The organism is Streptococcus caledonicus, from assembly GCF_042656225.1.
GTDB classification, from domain to species: Bacteria; Bacillota; Bacilli; order Lactobacillales; family Streptococcaceae; genus Streptococcus; species Streptococcus caledonicus.
The window spans coordinates 1-26,700 of sequence record NZ_JBHSOJ010000001.1; the positions used below are offsets into that span (position 1 = coordinate 1).

Here is a 26,700-nt window from a genome sequence, read left to right on the forward strand (position 1 = left end):
AGAAGCATGAGTATAAAAATACGACTACTATTAGAGAGACAAGTCCTCATCATTAGTTAGGAGGAAACGACTATGGATATCATCTATACATCTTGTGCAGGCATAGATATTCACCAAGCTATGATAGCTGTCTGTATCTTACACGGTTCTCTCACTAGTACTCGTCCCAAACGTGAAGAGCTCGCTTTGATACAACGACAGAAGGTTTACAACAATGTCATGATTTTCTCACATCTTTTCAAGTACAAGCTGTTGGCATGGAAAGTACAGGAGTCTGTTGGAAACCCGTTTGGTATGCGCTCTGTCAAGACTTTGAGCTTATTTTAGCGAATCCAGCACATATGAAAGCCATCCCTGGTCAAAAAACAGATAAAAAAGATGTTTTTTGGGATTGCTAAGTCTGCTCTTGACAGTAAAACTGAGGAAGTTAAGGCTGTACAGGGTCAACCTTGATGAATCTAAAAAGGGGAAAGAAGTGACAGAAACAACATCTGAGGATGTCTACTCTGTTACAAGTTCTCCTTATGCGCCTTATATGACTGATGAGTTTGTTAAAGTTATTAAAGATTACTCTAAAGGTTTGGCAACAGATAAAGATGTTTATTCTACTTTAACTTCTCAGACTACTTATAATGGTGTGACTGCTAAGAATCTTATCGAGTACAATAAAGCTCAAGCAGTGGGTGGTATTGGCACAAAAACTGGTCTTGGGTTGAGTGTTACAAACAAACGTAGAAAAACTAGATAAAAAGAAAACTCTTCTTACTAAATTGTAGGAAGAGTTTTTACACTGTGATATAATAATAAACGTAGAAAAGTGAAGACGGTTGCTCCTGAAACCGAAAGAGAGGTGATGCCTATGGGCAACTCATCAAAATCTGACGAAAAGGAGGGAGCATTGATTGACCGCTTTTGAAGTCGTGCAGACTATCTTAGGTTTTGGTAGCTTTACCATTACTTTGATTAGCTTGTGCTATAAAATCTTCAAAGATAAGGACAAAAAATAATCCGTCCCCACTTTTGAGCGAGTAGGACGGATTAAATCTGTTATACGAGCCACCGTCTTTTTAACGGTTCTACATTGGAGTTGGTTTGCAGACCAACTCCCTTTTTCTTTATTATAGCACTTATCAAGAAAAAGTTCCAAGAGAAAGTAAAAACTCCTAGAAAAATTCTAAGAGTTTTTGTTCTTCGATTGATGACTTTCTTTTTTTAATTTCAAAAAAGGTTGCCATAAAGGTTGCCATAAAACTGATTTTAAATGATTTGTAGTGAAATTCAACATCTCAAGAATCGCATAAAATCAAGCTTTTTCAGCTTGCACTGAAATGTAATGAAACCTTATTTTACTTCAGTAAAGAAAATGTTGTTTTAGTGAAGTATAATGATACTTAAAAAGCTTAATCTAATAGGCTTTATATCGGATAGGAAGTGAGTGATATATAGGGAATTGTATCTTTTGTACCGATTAATATCGCTATGGTTGCAGGATGATTTTCAAACTTTTGAGTTATAATTTTTATTAATTTGTTGTTATCTATTTTATATAAGTCTGTACTTAACATGTAAAAAGAAGTGATTTTTATTTCTTCAATTTTCTTAGAAATCTCAGGAATTTTTTCATTCCAATTAATTTTGGTAGGTTTCGCCATCTCGTACTTCCTTTCATGACATGTATTAATTATATCAAAAATATAATCTACGGTATTAGAAAATATTAATCAGTTAAAATTCAGTTATCTTGCTAAAATCAAAAGAAAAAAGCCTTTGAAACGTTGATTTCATAGGCTCTCTGTATGTTGTCTTATTTTACTTCAGTAAAGATCACGTGTTTACGCAATTTTGGCGAGTATTTTTTCAATTGAAGACGGTCTGGAGTGTTACGTTTGTTTTTTGAAGTAAGGTACAAGCGTTCACCAGATTCTTTGTGTTCAAGTGTAATGTTTACGCGCATGGTATCTCCCTTCTATTATTTAGCTTCGTTAGCTTTAGCGATTTTACGTCCTTTGTAGTATCCTTTAAGTGATACACGGTGTGAACGTGAGTAATCTCCAGTTGTTTCATCAAATTGTACTGATGGAGCAGTCAATTTATAGTGTGTACGACGTTTGTTTTTCTTCGCTTTTGAAGTGTGACGTGCAGGTACTGCCATTTTCTTTATTTTCCTTTCAAGTATGTGTTTCAGCTTTCGCCAACTGTAACAGTATATCAAAAGATTTTTGTAAAGTAAAGTTACTTGACAGTTTTTCATGATAAATTTGTGATTTTTTGCCAATTTTTTGTAAAAAATTAGTTTTTTAGTCATTTACAAAGATATTTCTTTTGGGGGTTGAAGTTTTTCAACCTCATTATTGGCCTTCTACTGTTGCATCTGTAGCATTCTCTTGATATTTTGTAATTTCTTGCGTAGTGCTTTCTGTTTGATCAACTTGATCAGGCTTCTTCGTATCTTTCTCAACTGTATTTGTGGGTGATTCTTCGGATACTGATTGGGTTTTACTCGGAACTTCAGGTTTATTCTCTTCAATTTTTCCACCTGTGACTGCTGGGAAATGTTCACGAATGGCTTTGGGAATATCATCTTGTAATTGTAATTCCTCTGCTGGAATATGGTTATTGCTAACGTCGATATAAGTTAAGGTATTATTTTTTTCTGCTAATGCGAGTGTTTTGATTTTATTTTGTGAAGCATAGATACTGTCAAGTACGGTCAAGTTATTGATTCCTTCTAAGTCGTTGAGTTTGTTTTTATTAATCGTGAGTTCTTTAAGAGTTCCTTGTGGGTGAGACAATGATAGGGTAGTAATGTTGTTATTTGATACTGAGAGGTTTTTAAGTGCTCTAGCTTCTTCTAGACCTTCTAGAGATGTTAAGGCGTTGTTGTCTAGATTGAGTGTTTCTAAACTTGGAAGGTTGTCCAAGAAATCAAGTTGGTGGGTGTCATTATCTGTAGCGGTTAATTCTTTCAAAGCAGATGCTTTGAGTGTTTTTAAATTGAGTCCTTTATTATGAGAGATGAACAATCGTTCTAATAAAGGTTTATTTGATAATGCTGATAGGTTAGTAATCTGATTACTATCTAAGCTGACAGCTTTGAGATGCTGGAGGTGGCTTAAGGCAGATAGATCAGCAATATTATTCAAATCAAGATTGAGGGACTCTAAGTTGTTTAAGTTGGCCAAGATACTAATATCTGTGATATCATTACCAGCTGCTGATACGACTTTTAGGTTTGGATAATCTTTTAAAAAGGTTAAATCAGAAATGCCGTTTTGTGAGAAATCAATACCTTCTAGTTGAGGTATATTTTTTAAGAAAGCATAGTTTTTAATCCCGGTTTTTGTCAACCACAGTTGTTTTAGTTGCTTAAATTGAAAGACTGGACTAATATCATCAATTGTTGTAAAGCCAAGTCCTAAAACTTCAACATTTGGCATTAAGTTTAGGCCGAACCGTTTAAGTGGATTTGGGCGCTCACCGATGTTGAGGTAGCGAACGGTTTTCAACCATTCTTTCATTTTTTCTGGGTTGGTTTCGTTTGATGGAAATGGCTCATCAGCGTTAGCATGAAGAATATCATGGATGATATCTTCGTCAAAGCCCATCTCTTTGAGAGTCTGCATACCAACTTTATCGGAATCATGAGCGTGAGCATGAGGATCTTCGATTGGCTTATTAAGATCGATATCGGTTAGATAAATAATGTGATCGTGGTCACCGTGAGGGTAACGAAAAGCAGGACCATTATCAGAATAGAATAGAGTGATTGTTTCTTCTGGAAGCCCTAATGAATGAGCAAGATGGGAACGTTTGGCAGCAACGTCATCAACAGATGGACCTTCTTGTTTGTCAGAAGGAGTTGTTTGTGATTGAGGTTTTGGTGTTTTGTTTGGAATGAGGTGTGCCCATTTTGTTTTTGATAAATCGTCGTAACGTAGAATATGGGTATGATCGCCATGCTGAACTAAAAGACCAAGTTCACTATGTCCGACAACTCCAGAACCATCAAAAAGGAATCCGTCACTTGTTGGATGTGTTATACCAGGAATATGATTGTTTGATGAAGGATTTGATGGGAGGGGCATTGGGACATATTGTCTTGGTTGACTAGGCTGTGTTGGCAGGCTACTTTTAAGAATGTAATGGTAATGATCACCATGACGAACGGTATAGCCATTAGCATCTTCTGCAACAACGTCGTTAATGTTAAAGACATAATTGTCGTGAAGGGAGTGATTTGTTGGTGCGGCGTTGGAAGTGACTGGTGCTGTTAGATTAGCATTGTTTGGGATAAGGTATTCCCACTTGCTCCCCTTCAAGTCATTATAGAAGATGAAATGCTCATGGTCACCATGGGAGACAATGAGTCCTAGCTCTGTTTTAGTCTTGATTTGACTCTCAGAGGTAAAGAGGAATCCGTCACTGGTTGGGCGGTCAATGCCTGCAACCTCTTTTTTATTAGTTCTCTTGTGGTCGTGCTCATGATTGTGTCCATGGTGATGGCCTTCTTTGTTATTTTTCGTTAATTGACGAGCTTCGTCCAGTGTTACAATGCCTTGATTTTTTGTTTTGGGGTAAAAATAATATTTGCCATTAACTTTGACAATAGCGCCATTGGCAACCTTATATTGTAAATCTTTTTCTTTAAACGCATAATCTTTAGGAACAAGGGTCTCAGCTAAAAATTTAGCATGATAAGGTATAAAACCTTTTTCGAGATGATTGTGATCTCCGTGGATAGAAATGTAGCCATCTTCTGTAATTTCAGCAACAACGTAGATGTTCTCGTCTTTTTGAGTTTGCTGAATGTTAGGCTTATAATGGCTAGTTGTTTGTTCTTGTTGGCAAGCTACTAATGTCAAATGACTGATAAGTGTCAGTCCTACAAGAGTCATCCATTTTTTATGTTTCATGTTATTTTCTCCTGACTAAAAAGGAATATTCCGGCAAAAAAATAAACCGGTTAATAAAGTGATTAACTGGTTTATTATATAATGAACTTCCAATAAAATCAACAGATATTGAAAGATTTGATAAAGATCTATAAAATTTTGCTTTGACATTTCCCAAAAATCCTTAAAAACATGGTAAAATAGAAGGAAATATACACTAATAGAGGAAGGAATAGAGTGAGTTTGTGTTCTAAACTGAACACGAGCTAAAAACGTCGAGAAAAAGATAGACCTCCTTGTGTCTGGTGACACGGCGTTGGTCTCCTATTTTCTTCTCGTTTTTTGACGCTTTTTGTATCTTAGAAATGAAACTTCAAAAACCTAAAGGAACGCAGGATATCTTGCCTGTAGAAGCTGCTAAATGGCAGTATGTGGAAAATGTTGCACGTGAAACATTTAAAAAATACAATTATGGTGAAATCCGTACACCGATGTTTGAGCACTATGAAGTGATTTCTCGTTCTGTCGGTGATACGACTGATATCGTAACCAAGGAAATGTATGACTTCTACGACAAGGGAGAGCGTCACATTACTCTTCGTCCAGAGGGAACTGCTCCGGTGGTGCGTTCTTATGTGGAAAATAAACTCTTTGCGCCAGAAGTACAAAAACCGGTTAAGATGTATTATATCGGCTCAATGTTCCGCTATGAGCGTCCACAGGCAGGTCGTTTACGTGAGTTTCATCAAATTGGGGTAGAAGCTTTTGGTTCAAAAAATCCTGCGACTGATGTGGAAACTATTGCGATGGCTTACCAACTGTTTAACGAGCTTGGAATCAAGGATATTGTGTTGCACCTCAATACTTTGGGAAATCCAAAAAGTCGTAAAAACTATCGTCAGGCCTTGATTGACTATCTGACCCCACTTCGTGAGACACTTTCAAAAGACAGTCAGCGTCGGCTGGATGAAAATCCTTTACGGGTGTTGGATAGTAAGGAAAAAGAGGATAAGATAGCCGTAGCAAACGCTCCATCAATTCTTGATTACCTTGATGAAGAAAGTCAGACTTATTTTGATGCTGTTCGTGAAATGTTAGAAGACTTAAACATTCCATATGTGATTGATACCAATATGGTGCGCGGTCTGGATTATTATAACCACACGATTTTTGAATTTATCACAAAAGTAGACAAGTCTGAGTTGACCATCTGTGCGGGCGGTCGTTATGATGGATTGGTTGAGTATTTTGGTGGGCCTGAGACACCAGGTTTTGGCTTTGGACTTGGACTTGAACGTTTACTTTTAATTTTGGAAAAGCAGGGCATCGCCTTGCCAGTAGAAACTAACTTAGATGTTTACATTGCCGTATTAGGAGAGGGAGCTAATCGCAAAGCTCTGCAATTGGTTCAAGCTATCCGTAATCAAGGATTTTCGGCTGAACGTGATTACCTCAATCGCAAGCTCAAAGCACAGTTTAAATCAGCAGATATTTTAAAAGCAAGAACAATTGTGACTTTAGGAGAAAGTGAAGTAGAAAGCGGTCAAGTAACGCTTAAAAATAACACAACGCGTGAAGAGCTCACAACGACATTAGATGAGCTGATGACTGACTTTAATTCGATATTTGCCAAAATTTAAAAAGGGCTTAGGCTCTTTTTTCTATAGCTATCAAAAAATTTGATATAATAGACTTAGTATAGCCAAGGAGTAGCCAATGAAGAAAATTTGTTTTGTTTGTTTAGGAAATATTTGTCGAAGTCCTATGGCAGAATTTGTCATGAAAGATGTGGCGAAAATGACAGGCCTTGTCATTGACAGCAGAGCCACTTCAAATTGGGAACATGGTAATCCGATTCATATAGGGACACAGAATATTTTGAAAAAACATGCTCTGCCTTTTGACAAAACGAAGACATCGCAGCAATTTAAAATGGCAGATTTTAAGCAGTATGATTTGGTAATTGGGATGGATGAGCAAAATGTCCGAGACTTGAAGTCTTTGTCCGCTGGTCAGTATGACGATAAGATAGTTCTTTTTTGTGAGGGAGGTGTCCCAGATCCTTGGTATACGGGTGATTTTGATGAAACCTATGCCTTAGTAAAAAAAGGATGCAAACAATGGCTGAGCCGAATAAATGGGTAGTAAAATGGAAAAACTAATACAAGGTTTAAAAAAGATAGAATTTACGCGGAGTTTAATTGAAAAGCTTGCGCTAGTGGCGATAGTGCTCTTAGGATTAACAGTACTTACTGTGCCTAGTAAGAGTAAAGGTGTTTTAACTTATAAGGAAGGTAAAATAACTTACACAGGAACTATTGTTAATTATCGAATGAATGGACAAGGTAAATTAGTCTATGAAAATGGGGACACCTATGTCGGTAGTTTTGATAATGGTGTTTTTGAGGGACAAGGAAAATTTACGTCACATCAAGGTTGGATTTATGAAGGTACTTTTAAAAATGGTTTAGCTGATGGTAAAGGTGTTTTAAAAACTAAAAGTAAAAAAACGTATAAAGGAACATTTAAACAGGGGATTTATCAAAAATGAGAATAAAATGGTTTTCAGCTGTCAGGGTAACAGGACTTCTCTTGGTTCTTCTTTACCATTATTTTAAAACGATTTTCCCAGGTGGATTTGTCGGCGTGGATATCTTTTTTACGTTTTCGGGATATTTGATCACTGCTCTACTGCTGGATGAATTTACCACGACGAACAAGATTGATTATGTATCTTTTTTACGTCGTCGCTTTTATCGCATTGTCCCACCTTTGGTATTGATGGTATTAGTTGTCATGCCCTTTACTTTGTTAGTGAGAAGGGATTTTGTTGCTGATATTGGTCGACAAATTGCGACGACACTTGGATTTACGACAAATCTCTATGAACTTTTTATTGGTGCCAATTATGAAAATCAGTTCATTCCCCACCTGTTTCTTCACACGTGGAGTTTGGCGATTGAGGTTCATTTCTATTTACTGTGGGGTATTATTATCTGGTTGGCCTCTAAACATGTTAGTCGAACAACTCAATTGCGTGGCGTTATTTTTCTGACCTCAGGAACCTTTTTTGCCCTTAGTTTTCTGACGATGTTTATTGGTGCTTTCCTTGTGGATAATTTTTCCACTCTTTATTTCTCAAGCATTGCTCACGCCTTTCCTTTTTTTGTAGGAAGTTTCTTAGCAACTGTAACTGGTATTAAAGATACGACTAAGAAGTTTCGTAAACAAGTTACGAAATGGCAAACAAGGCAAGTTTTCTTGGCAGGAGTTGGAGCTTTTGTGGGCTTAGTTCTGCTGGGTCTTTTTCTAGATTTCAATCATATATTCACTTATTTATTTGGTTTTTTGTTATCAAGTATCTTAGGTGGCGTTATGATATGTTGCACTCGTATTCTTCATGAAAAATCTTCAGAAGTTGATGAACCGAAAGTGCTAACGTTTCTATCTGATACGAGCTACGGTATTTATCTTTTCCATTGGCCTTTCTTGGTTATTTTTAATCAATTTATGCCACTGCCTTTTTCAATTTTCTTCACGACGCTCTTTTCGGTCATCTTAGCTAGTCTTTCGTATTATGTTATTGAGCCGGTTTTATTAGGAAAAACGCCTAGCATTCTAGGTTTGGATTTGGAATGGCAACCCTATAAAAAGTATGGTTTCGGTGTCTTAGCTGTGTTGACGCTTATAACATTGGTGATCTCTATTTTTGCACCTAAAGTTGGACAATTTGAAACGGACTTACGATCTAGTGCACTTGAGCAAGCCAATAGTAACATGAGTCGTACTCATACTCTTGTAGCTGGTGATGCAACGGCGATGAGTAGTTTGATGATTATTGGTGATAGTGTAACTTTAAGGGCTTCAGAGGCTATTAAAACAGTATTACCAGAAGCACAACTTGATGCCGCAGTAAGTAGAGGATTTGATTCTGCATATGAAACTTTTCAAAATTACATTTCAAATGATTCTTTACCGTTAACTGTGATTTTAGCTGTTGGTGTTAATTCACTTTACAATTATCAAGAAGATTTGGAACAATTTATGGTAGCTCTGCCAAAAGGGCATCGTCTTATTATTGTTACTCCTTATAATTCGACGGATGGTCGAGTATCAGAGGTACGTAATTATGAATTAGATTTAACACATAAGTACGATTATGTCACAATTGCTGACTGGTATCAAACAGGTATTGCTAATCAGGATATCTGGGGAGGAACAGATGGTGTTCATTTCTCAGATACAACAACTAAAGGGGCGGAGCTATACGCTAAAACAATCGAAAAAGCTGTTGAAGAGGCTTCTAAAAAACCTGCTAAGAAATAGAGTGGAGTTTGTTTCGAAAATGACTGCTTTGCTTTTCTTAAAAATAAAAAAACTCTACCTATGGGGTGGGGTTTTTGTGTGCTTTTTGCTATAATAGATGGGAATGAATATTATGAATTAAGAAAGAGAAAGGAAAGGGCATAGGGAGTATCTTATTCAGCTTCTGTTTACTGAAAGTTGGGCTAAAACCGTTAGAAAAGATATTGATTCTGCGTAACAAACTTTTAGCCAAGGGGATGACATTAGCATTCCTGGATTTCCCCATCTCAATTAGTCAATTAGGCGAATTGAATGCTCTTGGTATCTTATGATGCAACGTTCTATGTATGCAGGTCGTGTTCGTGCTGAGCACATTGGTTCTGAAATGACCTTGAAGGGTTGGGTATCTCGTCGTCGTGACCTTGGTGGACTTATCTTTATTGATTTGCGTGATCGTGAAGGTATTATGCAGTTAGTCATTAACCCTGAGCAAGCTAGTGCAGAAGTTGTAGCGACTGCAGAAAAGTTACGGAGCGAATACGTTATTGAAGTTGCTGGTACAGTTGAGGCTCGTGAGCAGGTTAATGATAATTTGCCAACAGGTGCAGTTGAGCTGAAAGTAAGTGAATTGACTATTCTAAATGAAGCTAAAACAACACCGTTTGAAGTAAAAGATGGTGTAGAGGTCTCAGATGACAACCGTCTTCGTTATCGCTATCTGGATCTTCGTCGTCCTGAGATGCTTGAAAATTTTAAACTTCGTGCTAAAGTAACACATTCTATTCGAAACTACTTAGATGGTTTGGAATTTATTGATGTTGAAACGCCGATGTTAACAAAATCAACTCCAGAAGGAGCGCGTGATTACCTTGTTCCATCTCGAGTTAATCAAGGACATTTTTATGCTCTACCTCAAAGTCCACAAATTACAAAACAACTTTTGATGAATGCCGGCTTTGACCGTTATTATCAAATTGTAAAATGCTTCCGTGATGAAGATTTACGTGGAGATCGTCAACCTGAATTTACACAAGTTGACTTGGAGACTTCATTCTTATCTGAACAAGAAATTCAGGACATTGTTGAGGGCATGATTGCTAAAGTCATGAAGGATACGAAAGGAATTGAAGTGACATTGCCGTTTCCACGTATGAGCTATGATGTTGCTATGAATAGCTATGGTTCTGACAAACCGGATACTCGCTTTGAGATGCTTTTACAAGACTTGACAGAAATTGTTAATGATGTTGACTTTAAAGTATTCTCCGAAGCAGACAGTGTTAAAGCTATTGTTATTAAAGGGAACGCTGATAAATATTCGCGTAAAGATATTGATAAGTTGACAGAGTTTGCAAAACAGTTTGGAGCTAAAGGACTTGCTTGGGTTAAGGTGACTGACGGTAGTCTTGCCGGTCCGGTTGCTAAATTTTTGACAGCTATTGAAGAAAAATTGACAGATGCTTTACAACTTGCAGAAAACGATTTGGTACTATTTGTAGCTGATACTCTTGAAGTTACCAATAATACGCTTGGTGCTCTTCGTAATCGTATTGCAAAAGAGCTTGATATGATTGATACTTCTAAATTCAACTTCCTTTGGGTTGTAGATTGGCCGATGTTTGAATGGTCTGAGGAGGAAGGGCGTTACATGTCTGCTCACCATCCGTTCACTTTACCAACGGCAGAATCCGTGCATGAGCTTGAGGGAGACCTGAAAAATGTTCGTGCAATAGCCTATGACATTGTGCTTAACGGCTATGAACTTGGTGGCGGAAGCCTTCGTATTAACCAGAAAGCAATGCAGGAACGTATGTTTAAAGCTCTAGGCTTTTCATCGGAAGAAGCAAATAACCAATTTGGTTTCTTGCTTGAAGCAATGGATTATGGTTTCCCACCTCATGGCGGATTAGCTATTGGTCTTGATCGTTTTGTGATGATTTTGGCAGGCAAAGATAACATTCGTGAAGTGATTGCTTTCCCTAAAAATAATAAGGCTGTCGATCCAATGACTCAGGCCCCGAGTGTGGTTGCTGATAAACAACTGGAAGAATTGGCTCTTCTTGTAAAGGAACATGATTAAGAAAACGACTTTTTGGAAAAAAATGAAGTTCTTTATCCGTCTCTGGGCAAAGAAATTCGGTATTTGGCGGGCTTTGAAAAGCATCTCAAAAGAAAAGTACGATGAGAAAATTTCAGCCTCTTTGCTATATGGTTTATTATCAGCTATTGCGGTCAATTGGTTTTTCCAACCAGGCCATGTCTACTCTAGCGGAGCAACGGGTTTAGCTCAGGTGGTTTCAGCTATTAGTTTACGTAGTGTCGGAGTTAAGATTCCAGTTGCCTTTGCTTTCTATGCTATTAATATCCCCTTATTACTTCTGGCTTGGCACAAAATTGGACATAAGTTTACTATTTTTACCTTTATTACGGTTACCATGAGTTCTGTCTTTATTCAGCTGGTACCAGAGTTAACGTTAACGACTGATCCTCTTATTAATGCTATTTTTGGTGGTTTAGTGATGGGGATAGGGATTGGTTATAGCTTGAAATCTAAGATTTCTAGCGGGGGGACGGATATTGTTAGTCTGACTATTAGGAAGAAAATAGGACGAGATGTAGGAAATATTTCGCTTGCTGTTAATGGGGCTATCATGATCTGTGCAGGTTTCCTTTTTGGATGGCAATATGCCCTTTATTCTATGGTAACAATCTTTGTCTCCAGTCGTGTTACTAATGCTATCTACACTAAACAAAAGAAGATGCAAGCTATGATTATTACCAGTCATCCAGATCGCGTCATAAAAATGGTTCACAAGCGTCTGAACCGCGGAGTAACTTGTATTAATGATGCTGAAGGAACCTATAACCATGAAAAAAAAGCGGTGCTTCTCGCTGTAATCACTCAAGCAGAATTCTACGAATTTAAATTCTATATGCAAAAAGCTGATCCGAAAGCATTTGTTTCTATCTCTGAAAATGTTCAGATTATAGGAAGATTTAATGATTCAGACTAAGCTATGGTCAATTGAATAACGATTAGGACATTGTTAAGTCTATCTCTATTTTACAGTGACTTACCTTGTCCTATTCCTTTCTCAGTTTACGATAAAAGAAGCTTGGAAATGAGAAAATGAGAGTAAACTCATTTCTTTGGAGTGTTACTTTTGTCTCTTTTCTGCTTGTTCTACTTTTTTAATAAAAAATGTAACACTTATCATAATAGTTTACAGGATTAGATAAAATGGCAAATCGAGGATAACATTAATGACAAATCTACCCCAGTTTCATCCCAAAAATCTATTTTTTATTGCCCTAGGTGCAGCTGTCTATGCCTTTGGTTTTGTTTATTTTAATTTACCAAATCATATAGCAGCAGGTGGATTAGCTGGTTTAACAATGGTTTTTCATGCTCTTCTAGGGGTTAATCCGACCTTTACTGGCTACCTGATAAATTTACCATTAATCTTATTAGGAGCATATCTTTTTGGTCGCAGGAGCATGATTTATACACTTTGGGGTATTTTTTCGATGTACGGCTTCGTTTGGTTGTTTCAAAGATTACCGATGATTATTAATCTTCATCAGGATGCTTTGGTAATCTCTCTTTTTGCTGGGATAATTGCTGGGCTAGGTGGTGGTCTAGTTTTTCGAAACGGTGGAACAATTGGTGGATCCGATATTATTGCTCGTATTGTTGAAGATAAAACAGGCATCCACCTCAATCAGGTTCTTTTAGCTATTGATATTTTTGTGATGACTATCTCGTTGACTTATATCAACCTCAACCAAATGATGTATGCTCTCATTGCCAGCTTTATGTATAGCCAAGTGGTTAAGTTGGTTGAAAATGGAGGATACGCTCTTAGAGGACTGTTTATCATTAGTGATAGACATGAGACAATCTCAAATTATATTATGAAAGAATTAGGAAGAGGTGTAACCTATTTCAAGGCTGGAGGAGCCTATACTAAAGCAGACAAAGAAGTCATTTATGTTACGCTGAATCCGACAGAAACGCGTGAACTTAAGGCATACCTTGCAACGATAGATCCGCAGGCTTTTGTGGCTATTTCTAGTGTAGACGAAATTGTTAGTCCAGAATTTGTTGCAAGTAAGAGTAAATACCGCAATCATGGAAAATAAGGGGAGGATGTATGACTAATCATCACGATATCAAAATAACTTTACGGGGACTCATTTTAATTGCTCTTGGAGTAGCGACTTACACTTTTGGTTTTGTAAATTTTAACATGGCTAATCATTTGGCAGAAGGTGGTGTAGCTGGGATTACGCTTATTATTCATGCTTTAACTGGTATTAGCCCTGCCTATACAACTCTCTTGATTAATATTCCTCTTTTTATTTTAGGAGCTAAGGTTTTTGGTAAGAAAGCTCTGTTTTTAACAATATATGGGACAGTCTTGATGTCAATTTTTATTGACCTATGGATGAAAATCCCTGTTCGTTTAGACTTAGGAGGGGATTTTTTAATTGCAGCTCTCTTAGCAGGTATTTTTGCAGGTCTAGGTAGTGGTTTAGTGTTTCGATATGGTGCCACAACGGGCGGTACAGATATTGTTGGCCGTGTGATAGAAGCAAAAACAGGACGACAATTGGGCCAAAGTCTTTTGATTATTGATGCTCTAGTATTGCTAGCCTCTCTGGTTTATATTGATATTCGCCATATGATGTATACCTTGATTGCAAGTTTTGTTTATAGTCAAGTTTTAACCATGGTGCAAAATGGTGGATATACAGTGCGTGGTATGATTATCGTAACTAAGGAATCAGAACGAGTTTCTCAGACGATTCTCAGAGAGATTAACCGTGGAGTGACTTATCTCAAGGGAGAGGGAGCCTATTCGAGACGTAGACACAATATTCTTTATGTTGTTTTAAATCCAAGCGAGGTAATGGATGTGAAACGTATTATTGCAGATATTGATAAAGATGCTTTTGTCTCCATTATCAACGTTGATGAAGTTGTTAGTTCTGATTTTAAAATCATACGTAAAAATTATGATAAAGTGTAGTCTATAACAAAGTTAAGACAGTCTCTTGATGGGAATGGCATGTTTTTTCGTTTAGGATTATTGAGTATTTGATTTTATACTCATTGGAAATCACAATTAGAATTTTAGATTCTCTAATATGATTGATGGACTAACAAACGTAGTGAAGTTAAAACATTTCTTGCATCAGAGTTGCCTTCTTGCTTAGTGAGAGTTGAAAAAGAAATTATGGTTTTGAAGTCTTGACGTCCCTTCGCTATCTCGTTTCTAAACTATTTATTGGGTGGCAGTTTTCCTCCTCAAAGCCCTCTAGTTCTTTGGAACATCGGTACTTTTTAGAAAGAAACTAAAAGTAATTTTTGATTTTGAATTAGTATTAGGAATGTATTAATCAAATGTGAAAGGGGTTACAGCAACATCTTTAAAAAATAGTAAAATTTAATAAACTGACAATTGGGATGGATTTATTTGGTTTTCTGCAAAATAGCCTTAAAGCTATCTTTGGAAGCGCTTCATAAAATGAATTGACATTTTTTAGATATAAGTATATATTTTATATATAACTTATTATTTCACTTATTTCATAATAGAAGGAGGTTCTTATGAATTATCTAAAACGTGCCTGGCTAAGTGTGACCCGTCGTAAAGGGAAATCACTATTGCTTTTCATTATTATTTTCATTTTGGGAAATGTTATTGCTGGCGCTGTTTCCATTCAGCAGGCTACTCAGAATGTAGAGCGGAAGATCAAATCTCAAATGGGTGCGACAGCAACGATTCAGACAGATTATGAGAACATGAAAGATTCAGATTGGGAAAAGGTTGAACCGCTAACAAAGGATATTGTTATTAAAGTGTCTGAACTTCCTTATGTTAAATATTTTGATTATTCTGTGGGGGGGTCTTTGGGTGCAACAGATAGCTTGCAACAGTATATTCCTGAGTTCCTTGCTAATCAAGAAATGGGTAGTGGAGGTTTCCCAGATCCTAAAACTTATGCCTTTACCCTACGTGGAACTCAAACCCCTCAATTGATTCCTTTAGAAGAAAGGATAATTAGCCTGACATCAGGACGTCAATTTACAAAGGAAGAAGTCAGCTCTGGTAAACCAGTTGCCTTAATTTCAGAACAATTAGCAGAATTGAATAACTTAAAAATTGGGGATACTGCAACCTTTAAGCATTATGTTATCAACTATGAGACCAATGAAACGGCTAAAGAAACAGATTATCCTTTAGAGATTGTTGGTATTTTCCGAATCAATCAGTTGCAGGCAAATAAAGGTAAGAGCGATAGTAGTGGTTTTGTTCAAGATGACCATCAAAAAGCTTATGAGGAACAGACTGCTGCCAATACTATTTATCTCCCAAATCAAATTGCAGAAGCAGTTGTTTCTGAAAGCATGGCAATGTTTGCAGAGCAATCAGGTGAGGAGGCTCCAGTTAGTGCAGAGAATATTGGTCAGCCTGTCTATGTGCTTAAAAATCCTGACGATCTTGAAAAATTTAAGCAGGAAGCTAAAGCTTATTTACCACAATTTTATATTGTTCGTGCAAACTCAGATAATTATGATAGTATTGCAGGTCCTGTTAAGTCAATGTCTAAATTGGCAGGTTACGTCCTTGTAGTAGCTATTGGTGCAACGGTTTTAATTACTACCTTAGTGGTTCTTCTTTTCTTACGTGATCGTAAACATGAATTGGGGATCTATCTTTCATTAGGTGAAAGTCGTGGTAAGGTTGTCTTGCAGACACTTGTGGAAGTGTTTATGATTGCCTTCGTTGCCATAACTTTGGCTGTCTTTACAGGAAATGTCATTGCACAAGGTTTATCAGATAGTCTCTTGCAACATCAAATTAATCAAATGGATCAATTTGGAGGTGTGATGTATGGTAGTTTGAGTGAACTGAACACCCATACAACTCTTGATGATGTGGTTAGTCAGTATAAAGTAACTCTATCTGCGGGTTATGTGTTCTTAATGTATGGATTAGGGCTAGGTACGGTTCTATTAGCAACCATTGTACCGATGGCTTATGTGACACGACTTAATCCTAAACGCATCATGATGTAGTGCTATTGAATATGGTCTAGAGGCAATATAAGATAATGATTCACTAATCTAACTAAAACAATATTAATTTTAAGGTACTGAAGTGTTTTTTTATACTGAAAGTATTTTTGAGTTTTAGTTGACAGGTTCTGTTGTTATTTGGAAATGTATCGTCTGTTTTGCCTCTTGTATTTTACATAAGGAGTATGCTATGGCAATTTTAGAAGCAAAAAATCTGTCCTACTTTTACCAAGATGGTGAGAATCGTCGTTATATTTTAAGAGAGACAGATATCGCATTTGAAAAAGGGAAATTTTACACGATTTTAGGACAGTCAGGTTCAGGAAAGACAACACTTTTATCACTTCTTAGTGCTTTAGAGAGTCCCAAAGAGGGTAACGTTTTTTATAATGGTAAAGACATTAAGGAAATTGGTTACGAGACTTTCCGTCGTAATAATATAGGAATCGTCTTTCAGCACTATAATCTTATCCCGTATATGACAGCTGTTGAAAATGTCATGGTTCCAATGGCGATAACGGAAAATGAATTACCGGCCAATAAAACTGATGTAGCCTATAATTTACTAGATTATATTGGTATTGTTAAAAGTAAGGCAGATCGCCCAGTTAATCGTCTTTCGGGTGGGGAACAGCAACGCGTGGCGATTGCTCGTTCCTTAGCGACAAATGTTGATGTTATTTTAGCAGATGAGCCAACGGGAAATTTAGATGAGGAAATGGAGCAAGAGATTGTTGAAATTTTCAAAAAGTTGGCACATGAACACGGGAAATGCGTCGTTGTGGTAACCCATTCTCAAGAAATTGCGACCCTGTCAGATGAAATTTACTATTTAAGGAAAGGAAAGCTAAAAGCTTATGAGTGATTTTTTGTCAAAGTTTTCTGGTAATCATTATGAAGATCTTTTGGAGGAAGATAAAAAACGAAAAGTTCTCCAGAAAGAGAACCCCGAATCTGTAACACACGAAACTGGAAACGTTTTTGAAAAATTACCCTTGTCTGAACAAAAACAGATTGATGGCGATGTTTTTCAAAGTGTCGCTCGTTCTAGTGAGAAATCAAGAGGTGGCACAGAAGTTTTTTCAAAGGTTTCTGAAGTAAAACAAAAACAGATAGACCATTTCTTTGCTCATCAAGAGGAAGGAGAAAGAGAACGGCCGAGCCTTAGAAGACAAGGACGAGAAGAAGTCATAACGAGACGACGCGATGAGTCTCATGAAGAAACAGAAGTTGATCCAGATTATCAGAAAACAAAAAGACGGAAATTCATTCTAATTGGAGTAAGTATTATTTCTTGTCTAGCTTTAGGCTTATTTCTCTTTTATCAATTCACTCATGTTGCTGTCCCAAATTTTATTGGTAAAACGGTTACAGAGGCGCGTGAGTGGGGGAATGAATATGGTGTTGAAATTGAATTAACGCAAGAGCATAGTATTAAATACGATGAAAATATTATTGTGTCGCAAAAAGTCAAAGAAGGACAAAAGGTGGCCAAAGGTAGTAAGTTATCTGTTGTAGGTTCTTTAGGCGCGAATCCTAAAGAAATATTATCTTTACCTGATTTTTCTAAAATGACTTATGTGGACGCTCAAAAGTGGATTGAGGAAAATAAGGCTAAAAATCTTAATTTGATACAAATTTATAGTGATACAACTGCAAAAGGTCGGTTCATCAAATTAGAAATTGCTAACTCAATCCCATCTAGTGACTATACTCGAGGCGATAAGGCAACTTTGACTTATTCTCGTGGTAAAGAGGTTCTTGAAGCTAATATCGAAGTCCCAGATTTTGTTGGTAAAACTAAGACGGATGTTGATTCTTGGGCAAAAACAAATAGCATTGAAGTCACTTATGAAGAAAAAGCGAGCTCCAACCTAGCTGCGGGAACGATTATGGGACAATCTGTTGCTGCTACACAAAAGGTGGCAAAAAAATCAAAAATAATCATGCAAGTTTCAGCAGGTAAAGGTATCATGGTTCCAGATTTTTCAACATTAACTATGACACAAGCAGCTTCAGTAGCAGGTTTGACTGTTATTGTACGTCAAGTTTATGGAAATTCACCGTATGGTGCTTTGATTTCTCAGTCCAAAGAAGCGGGAACAGAACTAACTGAAAAAGATGATAAAAATGTAGAGGTTGTTTATTCAGCAGGGGCTCCTTATATTCGTGATTTATCTGGAAAAAATGAAGGAGAACTCCAACAATATTTCTATGATGAGTTTCGTTCGAAAGGAGCAGAAATTTATTTTACGAGTTACTATGTCAATTCAGATCAACCTAAGGGAACTGTTGTTGCACAGAATGCTAAAGAAACATGGTTACCTCTAGCTTATACTGTTGAAGTTGGCATCAGTAATGGTGCATATTTCTCAGGGACCATTGTTCCGCCGGCGAACACTACTCCAGAGGGCTCTACAGCTTCACCTGAGGGAACAGGAGCCAAGGAATAGGTGAAAAGGATTGTGAAGTTGGGACAAAAATATCCCGGCCTCTTAAATTTTAGTGTAGAGATAATTTAACGCAGTGGTTGATTGGAAGTCTGCAACTGGACACTTTTTCATTTTCAAGTTTGAACCTAAAACATACTAGACTATTTTAGTACGACGCAATCGTTAGCGCCATCCTATACGGATATGAGAGTGAAACTGTTCATTGTACAATTTTGCTCCTCATCTCACACTAAAATTTAATCGTTTTAGTATTTTTACTACTCCAGAAAGTGCTAGTTGTGGCATCTTCGTTACTGTAAAGACTGCATAAAATACCAGAAATAATACATATATGTCAATGGGAAGTGAGATGACACTGAGACAACTTCTCTTAGGAATGCTTATTGTTTTTTTATTAAATAAGCCTGCCTCTAAGAAAATATTGTAGCAGAAGACCACTTTTCAAATCGGTATCTAGCTTACCATCAAAGAGCAGGAAAGAATTCTAGAACACAGTAAAGGCATAGAATCGTTCGTTTTGAATACGAATGATTCTATGCCTTTAAATTATTAGCTGGGTGGATTTGATTTCTTGACCAGCTTACTTGGCTTAAGAAATTTGGAATATAATATCTGTTAATTCTTCTGGACTTTCTTTCCCCCCAGACAGAATCCATTCAGTCATAATAGATTCAATAGAAGCTATATAGGAAACTTTAGCATAATTGAGTGGTATAGCTATTTTTTCGTTAAGATAGCTATCAAAATCAGGGATATTATCTAAAATATAAGAGATGAATTCTCGAATAATTTGAGGGAGCTTAATATATGGTGTATTGGCAAGTACATTTAAAAAATCAATATCTTGATAAAGGTAGTGAAGAGTTTCGCAAACGATATCTTTACTAAAAGCCTGATTTTCTTGAGTAACAATCGCATAAACTTTAGCTAGTGTATCTTCTTTTAGCTTTTCCATCATATCGTACTTATCTTTATAATGTAGATAGAAAGTACCACGATTAATGTTAGCCGTTTGACAGATGATAGTAACTGAGATTTTTTCGAAACTTTTTTGAGATAAAAGCTGTGCAAAAGCTTTTTTGATGTTATTTTTAGTTTCTGTGTGACGGATTTGTTTAGTCATTACTAATCACTTTTCCTTTTCAAGAGATATTATTGATTTTATTGAGAACTTATCATTTCGAACTAAGAAACAGTAATTAAAATCAACGCTTTGTCTATTTTTGTGATAAAATTAGTATATAAGATGATGGAAATTATGTCAAGAATAGTAACTTAGAAAGATGGTAAAAATGTCTTATATTGAAGTTAAAGCAGTTTCTAAACGTTATCAAATGGGAGATACAATAATATCTGCAAATGAAGATGTGACCTTTGAGATTGAGAAAGGAGAGTTAGTCATTATTTTAGGCTCATCCGGTGCTGGGAAATCAACTCTTCTTAATATTTTGGGAGGCATGGATACCAATGATGATGGCCATGTCATTATTGATGGTGTTGATATTTCTGAATTTAATTCGCACCAAAGAACAAATTATCGGAGAGATGATGTCGGTTTTGTCTTTCAATTTTATAATTTAGTAGCTAATTTAACAGCAAAAGAGAATGTTGAACTGGCTTCTGAGATTGTTCGGGATGCCATGGATCCAGTGGAAATATTAACTGAAGTTGGTTTGTCGCATCGTCTAGATAACTTTCCAGCGCAGCTTTCTGGTGGAGAGCAACAGCGGGTATCCATTGCGCGTGCAGTGGCTAAAAATCCAAAATTATTACTCTGTGATGAGCCGACGGGGGCCTTAGATTATGAGACGGGTAAACAAGTCTTAAAAATTTTACAAGACAGATCTAGAAAGCAAGGGGCAACTGTCATTATTGTGACGCATAACTCAGCACTGGCTCCAATTGCAGATAGGGTGATTCATATGCGTGATGCAACAGTCAAATCTGTAACTTTAAATCCTAACCCACAGGATATTGCGACCTTAGAGTATTAGGGGGTATTAACATTGAAAAAGACGATTTATTGGAAGGATATTCGTCAGTCCTTTACAAAATCCAAAGGAAGGTTTTTTTCGATTTTTGCTTTGATGGGAATTGGATCTCTAGCCTTGATAGCTCTTAAGGTAACAACTCCTAATATGAGAAGAACTGCTCAAGAATTTATTGATACAGCTCATCTTATGGATTTAGCGGTTATGGCAGATTATGGGTTAGATGAAGAAGATGTAAAAGAATTATCAGCCCTACCTGGAGCGACTATCGAATTTGGTTACTTAACAGATGTCACCATTGCGAATAGTCATGATGCTATTAGAGTATTTTCAAAGACAGATAAGATTTCTCAATACCAGTTAGTCTCAGGCCACCTACCTCATAAAAAGGGGGAAATTGCTCTTGCTGAGAAGATGGCTGAGGATTATCGTCTTGGTGAGACAATTTATTTTAAACAATCCGAACAAGGCCATTTAACAAAGACAACATTTACAGTTGTTGGTTTTGTTCAGTCACCTGAAATTTGGGACAACGAGGTGATGGGACAAACGAACTCTGGGACAGGTGAGTTAAAAGGATACGCAGTTGTTTCCGAGGATCATTTTGATTCTGACGTATACATGATAGCGCGTATTTCTTATAACCAGTTGGACAAAGTAGCTTACTATCACAATAGTTATGAAGAACATTTAACCAAGCATCGCGAAGATTTGGAAGAGCTATTGGCGGATAATGGTAAAAAGCGTCTAACGACGCTTAGAGCGTCCGCACAAGCCGAAATCGTTGAAGGTTACGATTCGGTTTATGATTCTGAGCAAAAATTAGCTGACGCTGCGCAAGTTATTTCTGACGGGAAAAGAGAACTAGCAGATGGGCAAAATAAAATTGATACGGCAAGTGAAGAAGTCCACCTAGGTCAAGAAAAACTTAATCAAGCTACTGATACACTTTCGGAGGCTAAGAAGGCATTAGATGCTAATGCTGCTAAATTAGAGCAGTCAAAAAAAGAACTTTCGGATACTAAGCAAAAGTTAGAAGATACTAAGTTACAATTAGACAGGGCGAAAGAAGAACTAGATCAAGCCAAAGTTTTTTTAGATGAAATGGAATCTCGATTGGATGCAAGCCAACAGGAGATTGCTAGTGGTAAGGAGGAGCTTCAAAGAAGACAGGAAGAAATTTATGCTAAAACAGATGAGCTGGTTGCTGCTGGTATTGATCCCATGACGGTAGGTGAACTTGGCTTAGCTCAAGAGGAATTAGCTCGAAAAGAAGTCGAGTTGACTAAAAGCGAATCAACCTTCAAAGAAAGTTTGGCGCAGTATGAAGAGGGGAAATCTACTTATGAGAACAATCTTGCTACTTATCAAGAAGGAATGATTCAGTATGAATCGGGCTTAGATGCCTATAATCAAGGAATGGCAGAGTATGAGTCAGGATTAAAAGATTATCAATCTGGTTTATCAGAATATGAATCAGGCTATGCTGACTATCAAATCAAGGTGGAGCAGATCGAAGAAGCTAGAAGTGACCTCTCAACTAATCAGGAAGATTTAGATAAAGGAAGTTCAGCATTGACCCAGTCTGAGAAAGTTTATAATCAGCAAAAGTCAGAAGCAGAGCTAAAAATAGCAAGGGCTAGAGAAGATTTGGAAGAGGCTAAATCAGATCTTGCTGATTTGAAAGAACCTAAATATTCTGTCTATACCCGTAAGACTCTTCCAGGAGGAGAGGGATATGCGACCTATTCTATGGGAGCTGACTCTATCTTAGCGGTTGGGGATGTTTTCCCTGTGGTGCTTTACGGGGTAGCTGCTATGGTAACGTTGACAACAATGACCCGTTTTGTTGATGAGGAACGTCAGAAAGCGGGTATTTTCAAGGCACTTGGGTATACCAATAGACAAATTATTGCTAAGTTTGTCATCTATGGATTAGTTGCTAGTTTACTTGGTACGATAGCCGGTGTTTTAGGTGGGCATTTTCTTTTGTCGCCAGTGATTGGAAATATTTTAACAGAAGGAACAATTATTGGAAGTAGTCGGACTTATTTTTATCCAAGTTGGACTCTAGTTGCTATTGGACTGGCGTTGCTTTCAGCAGTCTTACCGACTTACTGGGTGGCTAAGCGTGAATTAAGCGAAAAAACAGCCTACTTGTTACAAGCTAAACCTCCTGTTGCAGGTTCAAAAATTTTATTAGAGAAGGTTACTTTTATTTGGAAGCGTCTCAGTTTTACGCATAAAGTAACGGCTAGAAACATTTTCCGTTATAAGCAACGGATGCTCATGACCGTTTTTGGTGTTGCTGGGTCAGTAGCTTTGCTCTTTGCAGGGCTTGGTATTCAATCTTCTATTTCAGGTGTTGCAGACACCCAGTTTGGTGAGATTGTCCGCTATGATATGATTGTGGCTTCAAAAAGGTCAAAAGATAGGCTTGCTATTGAGAAAGCTTTGCATCATTCACAGATAAAACAATCTCAATCTGTTTATTTTGAGGCCTTAACGGAGAAGATAAAAGGGAATGATGATGAAGTGTCTGTTAACCTATTAGTGACAGATAGCTCCGATTTTTCAGACTATATTAACTTACGTGAGCGAGACTCGGGAATTTCTCTTTCTTTGGGACAAAGCGGAGCTATTATTACTGAAAAGTTAGCCAAATTATACGGTGTTTCTCAAGGAGATAAGATTAAGCTGACATTAGCTGACCAAGAGGTGACTGTGACTGTATCTGGTATCACGGAAATGTATGTGGGACAATACGTCTATATGACTGCTGATTACTATGAAAAGATTACAGATCAGGAGTTTAAGTCGAACAGTTACTTGGTAACCTTAAAAAATCGTGTACCGAAGATTGTTCAAAATAAGGCAGCTGATTTCCTTGCCATGGAAGAAGTTGCAGCAGTAGCACAAAACACAGCATTGGAAAAGACACTGCATACGGTTGCGAATTCTTTACAGTCAGTCATGATTATCTTAATCATATTATCTGTGATGCTAGGTGTGGTGATTCTTTACAATTTGACCAATATCAATGTGGCAGAGCGCATCAGAGAATTATCAACAATTAAGGTACTTGGTTTCCATAATCGAGAGGTCACGTTGTATATCTATCGTGAGACGATTGTTCTCTCTGGGATTGGAATTGTCACAGGCCTCCTTGGTGGGAAGTGGCTTCATCAGATTATTCTTAATATGATTGGCTCGAATCAAATTATGTTTCAACCTAAGGTCGCCTATTATATTTATTTGGTACCGATTATTGCTATCATTGGGATTTTGAGCATGCTAGGCTGGTTTGTCAATCACAAATTGAGAAAAGTAGATATGTTAGAAGCCCTAAAGAGTGTAGATTAGTGAAATCCTCTTGTCAAAAATTTTTGACAAGGGTTTTTCTTACTTAGTCAAGAAAATTTGATAGAATAAGAAAGAGAAATGATAGATAATACAGATGACCAAGGAGGTTAGTTTGTGTAAGAAAAAGATAGAAAGGAGAATTTATGGAAGTTTGTCAACAGATTAAAAAACAGCGACAGCAATTGCAACTATCTCAGGAAGAATTGGCAGAAAAAATTTATGTTAGTAGACAAACCATTTCCAATTGGGAAACTGAAAAATCTTATCCAGATTTACAATCTCTGATATTGCTGAGTCAGTGTTTTAACCTTACCTTGGATCAATTGATAAAAGGAGACCTTGAAGAAATGAAACAGGTTATCAAACAAGAGGATATTAAGGAGATGAATAAGGCAACACGCTATATGATAGGGTGTATGATTGCTATTTTATTATTAGTATTTCCCGCTTTTTACTACCTAGGCTGGTGGGGATTGTTGATTTATTTGCCTCTTTTGGGGCTAGGAGTTCATTTTGCTAATCGCATTGAAAAAATCAAGAAGAATAATCAGGTTCAAACCTATCGACAAATTGTTGCTTTTAGCCAAGGAGAAACTCTGAGTGAGACAGAAACCATTGCCGAAAATGCCAAATACCCTTATCAGAAGCCTCTGATTGTTTTAGTTTTTACAGTCATTTTCACTATTTTGGCAATACTTGTATCACTGATTTATGTCTGGCTTTTACCATAACTAAAAAACGCGCCTTCAAGCGAGGGCGTGTTTTTTATAATATTACATTTCATCTGGGGCTTCAACACCGAGGAGACGAAGTGCTTCTTTGAGGACAGTTGCAGTTGCGTAGCTGAGGGCTAGGCGGTTGTCACGTTCTGGGCTTTCGTCAAGAATGCGTGTGTGTGCATAATATTTGTTAAAGGCTTGCGCTAAATTGATGGCAAATTTTGCAACAATTGACGGTTCAAAATTATCTGAGGCACGGTTGATAACTTGTGGGAAAGATTGAATAAGTTTAATAATCTCCCAACTTTCAGTATCATTTAAGCTATAGGTTGCGTCAGCTTTTGCCACAAAATCAGCTTTGCGTAAGATTGACTGGATACGAGCGTGCGCGTATTGTACATAAGGTCCTGTCTCCCCTTCGAAGGAAACCATAGCCTCAAGGTCAAAATCGTAACCATTCATGCGGTCTGTTTTAAGGTCATAGAACTTAATCGCTCCGACACCGACAGCATGTGCAACAGCTTCTTTATTAGCCAAGTTTGGATTTTTAGCTTCGATTTGAGCTTTAGCACGGCTGACTGCTTCGGCAACAGTTGGCTCAAGTAGGATGACATTTCCTTTACGTGTTGATAGTTTTTTACCTTCTTTAGTAACTAAACCAAATGGCACGTGAGTCATGTCGTCAGACCAGTCGTATCCCATTTCTTTAAGAACAGCTTTTAATTGTTTGAAGTGAGCCGCCTGTTCGTTACCAACAACGTAGATAGATTTAGCGAAATCGTAAGTACGTTTACGGTAAAGGGCTGCTGCCAAATCACGGGTGATGTATAGTGTTGCACCATCAGATTTTTTGATTAAAGCTGGGTGTTCAATGCCATATTTTTCAAGATTTACGACTTGAGCACCTTGAGATTCTTCAAGAAGTCCCTTTTCAGTTAGAAGGTCAACAATCTCATCCATCTTGTCATTGTAGAAAGCTTCACCGTTATAACTATCAAATGAAACATTCAACTCAGTATAAAGACGGTTAAACTCTACCAAGCTCTCATCACGGAACCACTGCCATAGAGAAGTGGCTTCTTCATCACCAGCTTCTAATTTAAGGAACCATTCACGTGCTTCTTCATCTAGGCTTGGATTTTCTTCAGCTTCTGCGTTGATACGGACATAGAGCTTGAGAAGTTCGTTAATAGGATTCGCTTCGACAGCTGCTTTGTCCCCCCATTTTTTGTAGGCAACAATAAGCATTCCAAACTGTTTACCCCAATCCCCCAAGTGGTTGATACGAACAGGCTTGTAGCCTTGCTTTGCCATAATATTAGCTAAAGCATCAGCAATAACTGTAGAACGTAAGTGACCAATTGAGAAGGGTTTGGCGATATTTGGACTAGACATGTCGAAAGCTACATTGCGTCCCTCACCAATATTTTGGTCAGCATAGTGAGAACCTGCCGAAATGACTTGTGCTAGTACTTGAGCAGAGATTTGTTCTTTATCTAAGAAGAAATTGATGTAAGGGCCAACAGCTTCAACTTTTTCAAAGTTCGTCCCATCAATTTTTTCAATAATTTCACTAGCAATGACGTTAGGAGCCTTGCGCCAGCTCTTTGCCAAAGAAAAGGCAGGGAAAGCGAGGTCTCCCATCGTTGCATTTTTAGGTTTTTCAAGGAGATTTAAGATAGTCTCCAACTCAAGTTCGGGAACAGCCTTTGCAATTTCAGTTGCAATCATTAATTTTGTGTCCATAGTCTCTCCAATGTGAAAATAATTATCCTCTATATTTTACCATAAAAGGAGCGAGGTTAGAAAAAATACACTAGAATTGAGCAGAAATCTATAGGAAAATGAATATATAAGCTATTATCATAGTTTTATAAGTTGTTTTACTGT

Annotated in this window: 22 protein-coding genes and 1 pseudogene; 17 read left to right on the forward strand and 6 right to left on the reverse strand. The window is 37.3% G+C overall.

From position 1 onward, the window contains the following. Positions 1-72: 72 nt before the first annotated feature. The 3 genes and pseudogenes from ACFPQ3_RS00005 to ACFPQ3_RS00015 form a co-directional block, all read left to right on the forward strand. A pseudogene (locus ACFPQ3_RS00005) lies at positions 73-389 on the forward strand (IS110 family transposase); the annotation flags it as partial. 86 nt (positions 390-475) lie between these two features. Then, positions 476-748, forward strand: coding sequence for a hypothetical protein (locus ACFPQ3_RS00010; protein WP_156805799.1), 273 nt, complete (start codon positions 476-478; stop codon positions 746-748). A gap of 154 nt (positions 749-902) precedes the next feature. After that, positions 903-1,007, forward strand: coding sequence for a putative holin-like toxin (locus ACFPQ3_RS00015; protein WP_000123551.1), 105 nt, complete (start codon positions 903-905; stop codon positions 1,005-1,007). 408 nt (positions 1,008-1,415) lie between these two features. On the opposite strand, the gene ACFPQ3_RS00020 is transcribed toward ACFPQ3_RS00015, so the two are convergent. The 4 genes from ACFPQ3_RS00020 to ACFPQ3_RS00035 all read right to left on the reverse strand — a co-directional run bounded on the left by ACFPQ3_RS00020 (position 1,416) and on the right by ACFPQ3_RS00035 (position 4,913). Then, the gene (locus tag ACFPQ3_RS00020) at positions 1,416-1,652 is read right to left on the reverse strand and encodes a hypothetical protein (protein ID WP_232323195.1); all 237 of its coding nucleotides are present in this window, start codon (positions 1,650-1,652) and stop codon (positions 1,416-1,418) included. Positions 1,653-1,804: 152 nt separating this feature from the next. Beyond that, on the reverse strand, positions 1,805-1,954 hold the full coding sequence (rpmG, locus tag ACFPQ3_RS00025; protein WP_002262412.1) for a 50S ribosomal protein L33: 150 nt from the start codon (positions 1,952-1,954) through the stop codon (positions 1,805-1,807). Between the two features lie 15 nt (positions 1,955-1,969). Beyond that, positions 1,970-2,152 carry a 50S ribosomal protein L32 gene (gene rpmF / locus ACFPQ3_RS00030; RefSeq protein ID WP_000290414.1) on the reverse strand — a complete coding sequence of 61 codons (183 nt, stop codon included), beginning with the start codon at positions 2,150-2,152 and terminating at the stop codon, positions 1,970-1,972. A 196-nt stretch (positions 2,153-2,348) separates the two neighbouring features. Continuing rightward, positions 2,349-4,913, reverse strand: a complete 2,565-nt coding sequence (locus tag ACFPQ3_RS00035) for a pneumococcal-type histidine triad protein (protein WP_156805800.1) — start codon at positions 4,911-4,913, stop codon at positions 2,349-2,351. A 344-nt stretch (positions 4,914-5,257) separates the two neighbouring features. On the opposite strand from ACFPQ3_RS00035, the gene hisS reads away from it, so the two are divergent. The 11 genes from hisS to ACFPQ3_RS00090 all read left to right on the forward strand — a co-directional run bounded on the left by hisS (position 5,258) and on the right by ACFPQ3_RS00090 (position 18,737). After that, positions 5,258-6,532 (forward strand): histidine--tRNA ligase, encoded by a 1,275-nt coding sequence (gene hisS / locus ACFPQ3_RS00040; RefSeq protein ID WP_156805801.1) that lies wholly within the window; start codon positions 5,258-5,260, stop codon positions 6,530-6,532. A 76-nt stretch (positions 6,533-6,608) separates the two neighbouring features. Next, positions 6,609-7,037 carry a low molecular weight protein-tyrosine-phosphatase gene (locus tag ACFPQ3_RS00045; protein ID WP_156805802.1) on the forward strand — a complete coding sequence of 143 codons (429 nt, stop codon included), beginning with the start codon at positions 6,609-6,611 and terminating at the stop codon, positions 7,035-7,037. Between the two features lie 4 nt (positions 7,038-7,041). After that, positions 7,042-7,443, forward strand: a complete 402-nt coding sequence (locus ACFPQ3_RS00050; protein ID WP_156805803.1) for an MORN repeat-containing protein — start codon at positions 7,042-7,044, stop codon at positions 7,441-7,443. Further along, entirely contained in the window at positions 7,440-9,218 is a 1,779-nt protein-coding gene (locus ACFPQ3_RS00055; RefSeq protein ID WP_156805804.1) for an acyltransferase family protein, read from the forward strand. The genes ACFPQ3_RS00050 and ACFPQ3_RS00055 overlap by 4 nt, the downstream gene beginning before the upstream one ends. A 310-nt stretch (positions 9,219-9,528) precedes the next feature. Then, positions 9,529-11,277 (forward strand): aspartate--tRNA ligase, encoded by a 1,749-nt coding sequence (aspS, locus tag ACFPQ3_RS00060; protein WP_156805805.1) that lies wholly within the window; start codon positions 9,529-9,531, stop codon positions 11,275-11,277. Continuing rightward, on the forward strand, positions 11,270-12,211 hold the full coding sequence (locus tag ACFPQ3_RS00065) for a YitT family protein (protein WP_156805806.1): 942 nt from the start codon (positions 11,270-11,272) through the stop codon (positions 12,209-12,211). The genes aspS and ACFPQ3_RS00065 overlap by 8 nt, the downstream gene beginning before the upstream one ends. Positions 12,212-12,461: 250 nt before the next feature. Next, complete coding sequence (locus ACFPQ3_RS00070; RefSeq protein WP_156805807.1) at positions 12,462-13,340, forward strand: YitT family protein; 879 nt, start codon at positions 12,462-12,464, stop codon at positions 13,338-13,340. An 11-nt stretch (positions 13,341-13,351) separates the two neighbouring features. After that, positions 13,352-14,230, forward strand: a complete 879-nt coding sequence (locus tag ACFPQ3_RS00075; RefSeq protein WP_156805808.1) for a YitT family protein — start codon at positions 13,352-13,354, stop codon at positions 14,228-14,230. Between the two features lie 581 nt (positions 14,231-14,811). Then, on the forward strand, positions 14,812-16,284 hold the full coding sequence (locus tag ACFPQ3_RS00080; protein WP_156805809.1) for an ABC transporter permease: 1,473 nt from the start codon (positions 14,812-14,814) through the stop codon (positions 16,282-16,284). 190 nt (positions 16,285-16,474) lie between these two features. Then, positions 16,475-17,149, forward strand: coding sequence for an ABC transporter ATP-binding protein (locus tag ACFPQ3_RS00085; RefSeq protein ID WP_156805810.1), 675 nt, complete (start codon positions 16,475-16,477; stop codon positions 17,147-17,149). 4 nt (positions 17,150-17,153) lie between these two features. Continuing rightward, the gene (locus ACFPQ3_RS00090) at positions 17,154-18,737 is read left to right on the forward strand and encodes a PASTA domain-containing protein (RefSeq protein WP_380433143.1); all 1,584 of its coding nucleotides are present in this window, start codon (positions 17,154-17,156) and stop codon (positions 18,735-18,737) included. 589 nt (positions 18,738-19,326) lie between these two features. Here the strand turns inward: ACFPQ3_RS00090 and ACFPQ3_RS00095 are convergent. Beyond that, complete coding sequence (locus tag ACFPQ3_RS00095; RefSeq protein WP_156805812.1) at positions 19,327-19,860, reverse strand: TetR/AcrR family transcriptional regulator; 534 nt, start codon at positions 19,858-19,860, stop codon at positions 19,327-19,329. 169 nt (positions 19,861-20,029) lie between these two features. Between ACFPQ3_RS00095 and ACFPQ3_RS00100 the strand changes: the two genes are divergently transcribed. The 3 genes from ACFPQ3_RS00100 (at position 20,030) to ACFPQ3_RS00110 (ending at position 24,822) form a co-directional block, all read left to right on the forward strand. Then, positions 20,030-20,731 carry an ABC transporter ATP-binding protein gene (locus tag ACFPQ3_RS00100; RefSeq protein WP_156805813.1) on the forward strand — a complete coding sequence of 234 codons (702 nt, stop codon included), beginning with the start codon at positions 20,030-20,032 and terminating at the stop codon, positions 20,729-20,731. Between the two features lie 12 nt (positions 20,732-20,743). Next, the gene (locus ACFPQ3_RS00105; RefSeq protein ID WP_156805814.1) at positions 20,744-24,091 is read left to right on the forward strand and encodes an FtsX-like permease family protein; all 3,348 of its coding nucleotides are present in this window, start codon (positions 20,744-20,746) and stop codon (positions 24,089-24,091) included. Positions 24,092-24,234: 143 nt separating this feature from the next. Then, entirely contained in the window at positions 24,235-24,822 is a 588-nt protein-coding gene (locus ACFPQ3_RS00110) for a helix-turn-helix domain-containing protein (protein WP_156805815.1), read from the forward strand. A 42-nt stretch (positions 24,823-24,864) separates the two neighbouring features. On the opposite strand, the gene argS is transcribed toward ACFPQ3_RS00110, so the two are convergent. Next, on the reverse strand, positions 24,865-26,556 hold the full coding sequence (argS, locus tag ACFPQ3_RS00115) for an arginine--tRNA ligase (protein ID WP_156805816.1): 1,692 nt from the start codon (positions 26,554-26,556) through the stop codon (positions 24,865-24,867). Between the last annotated feature and the right edge of the window lie 144 nt (positions 26,557-26,700).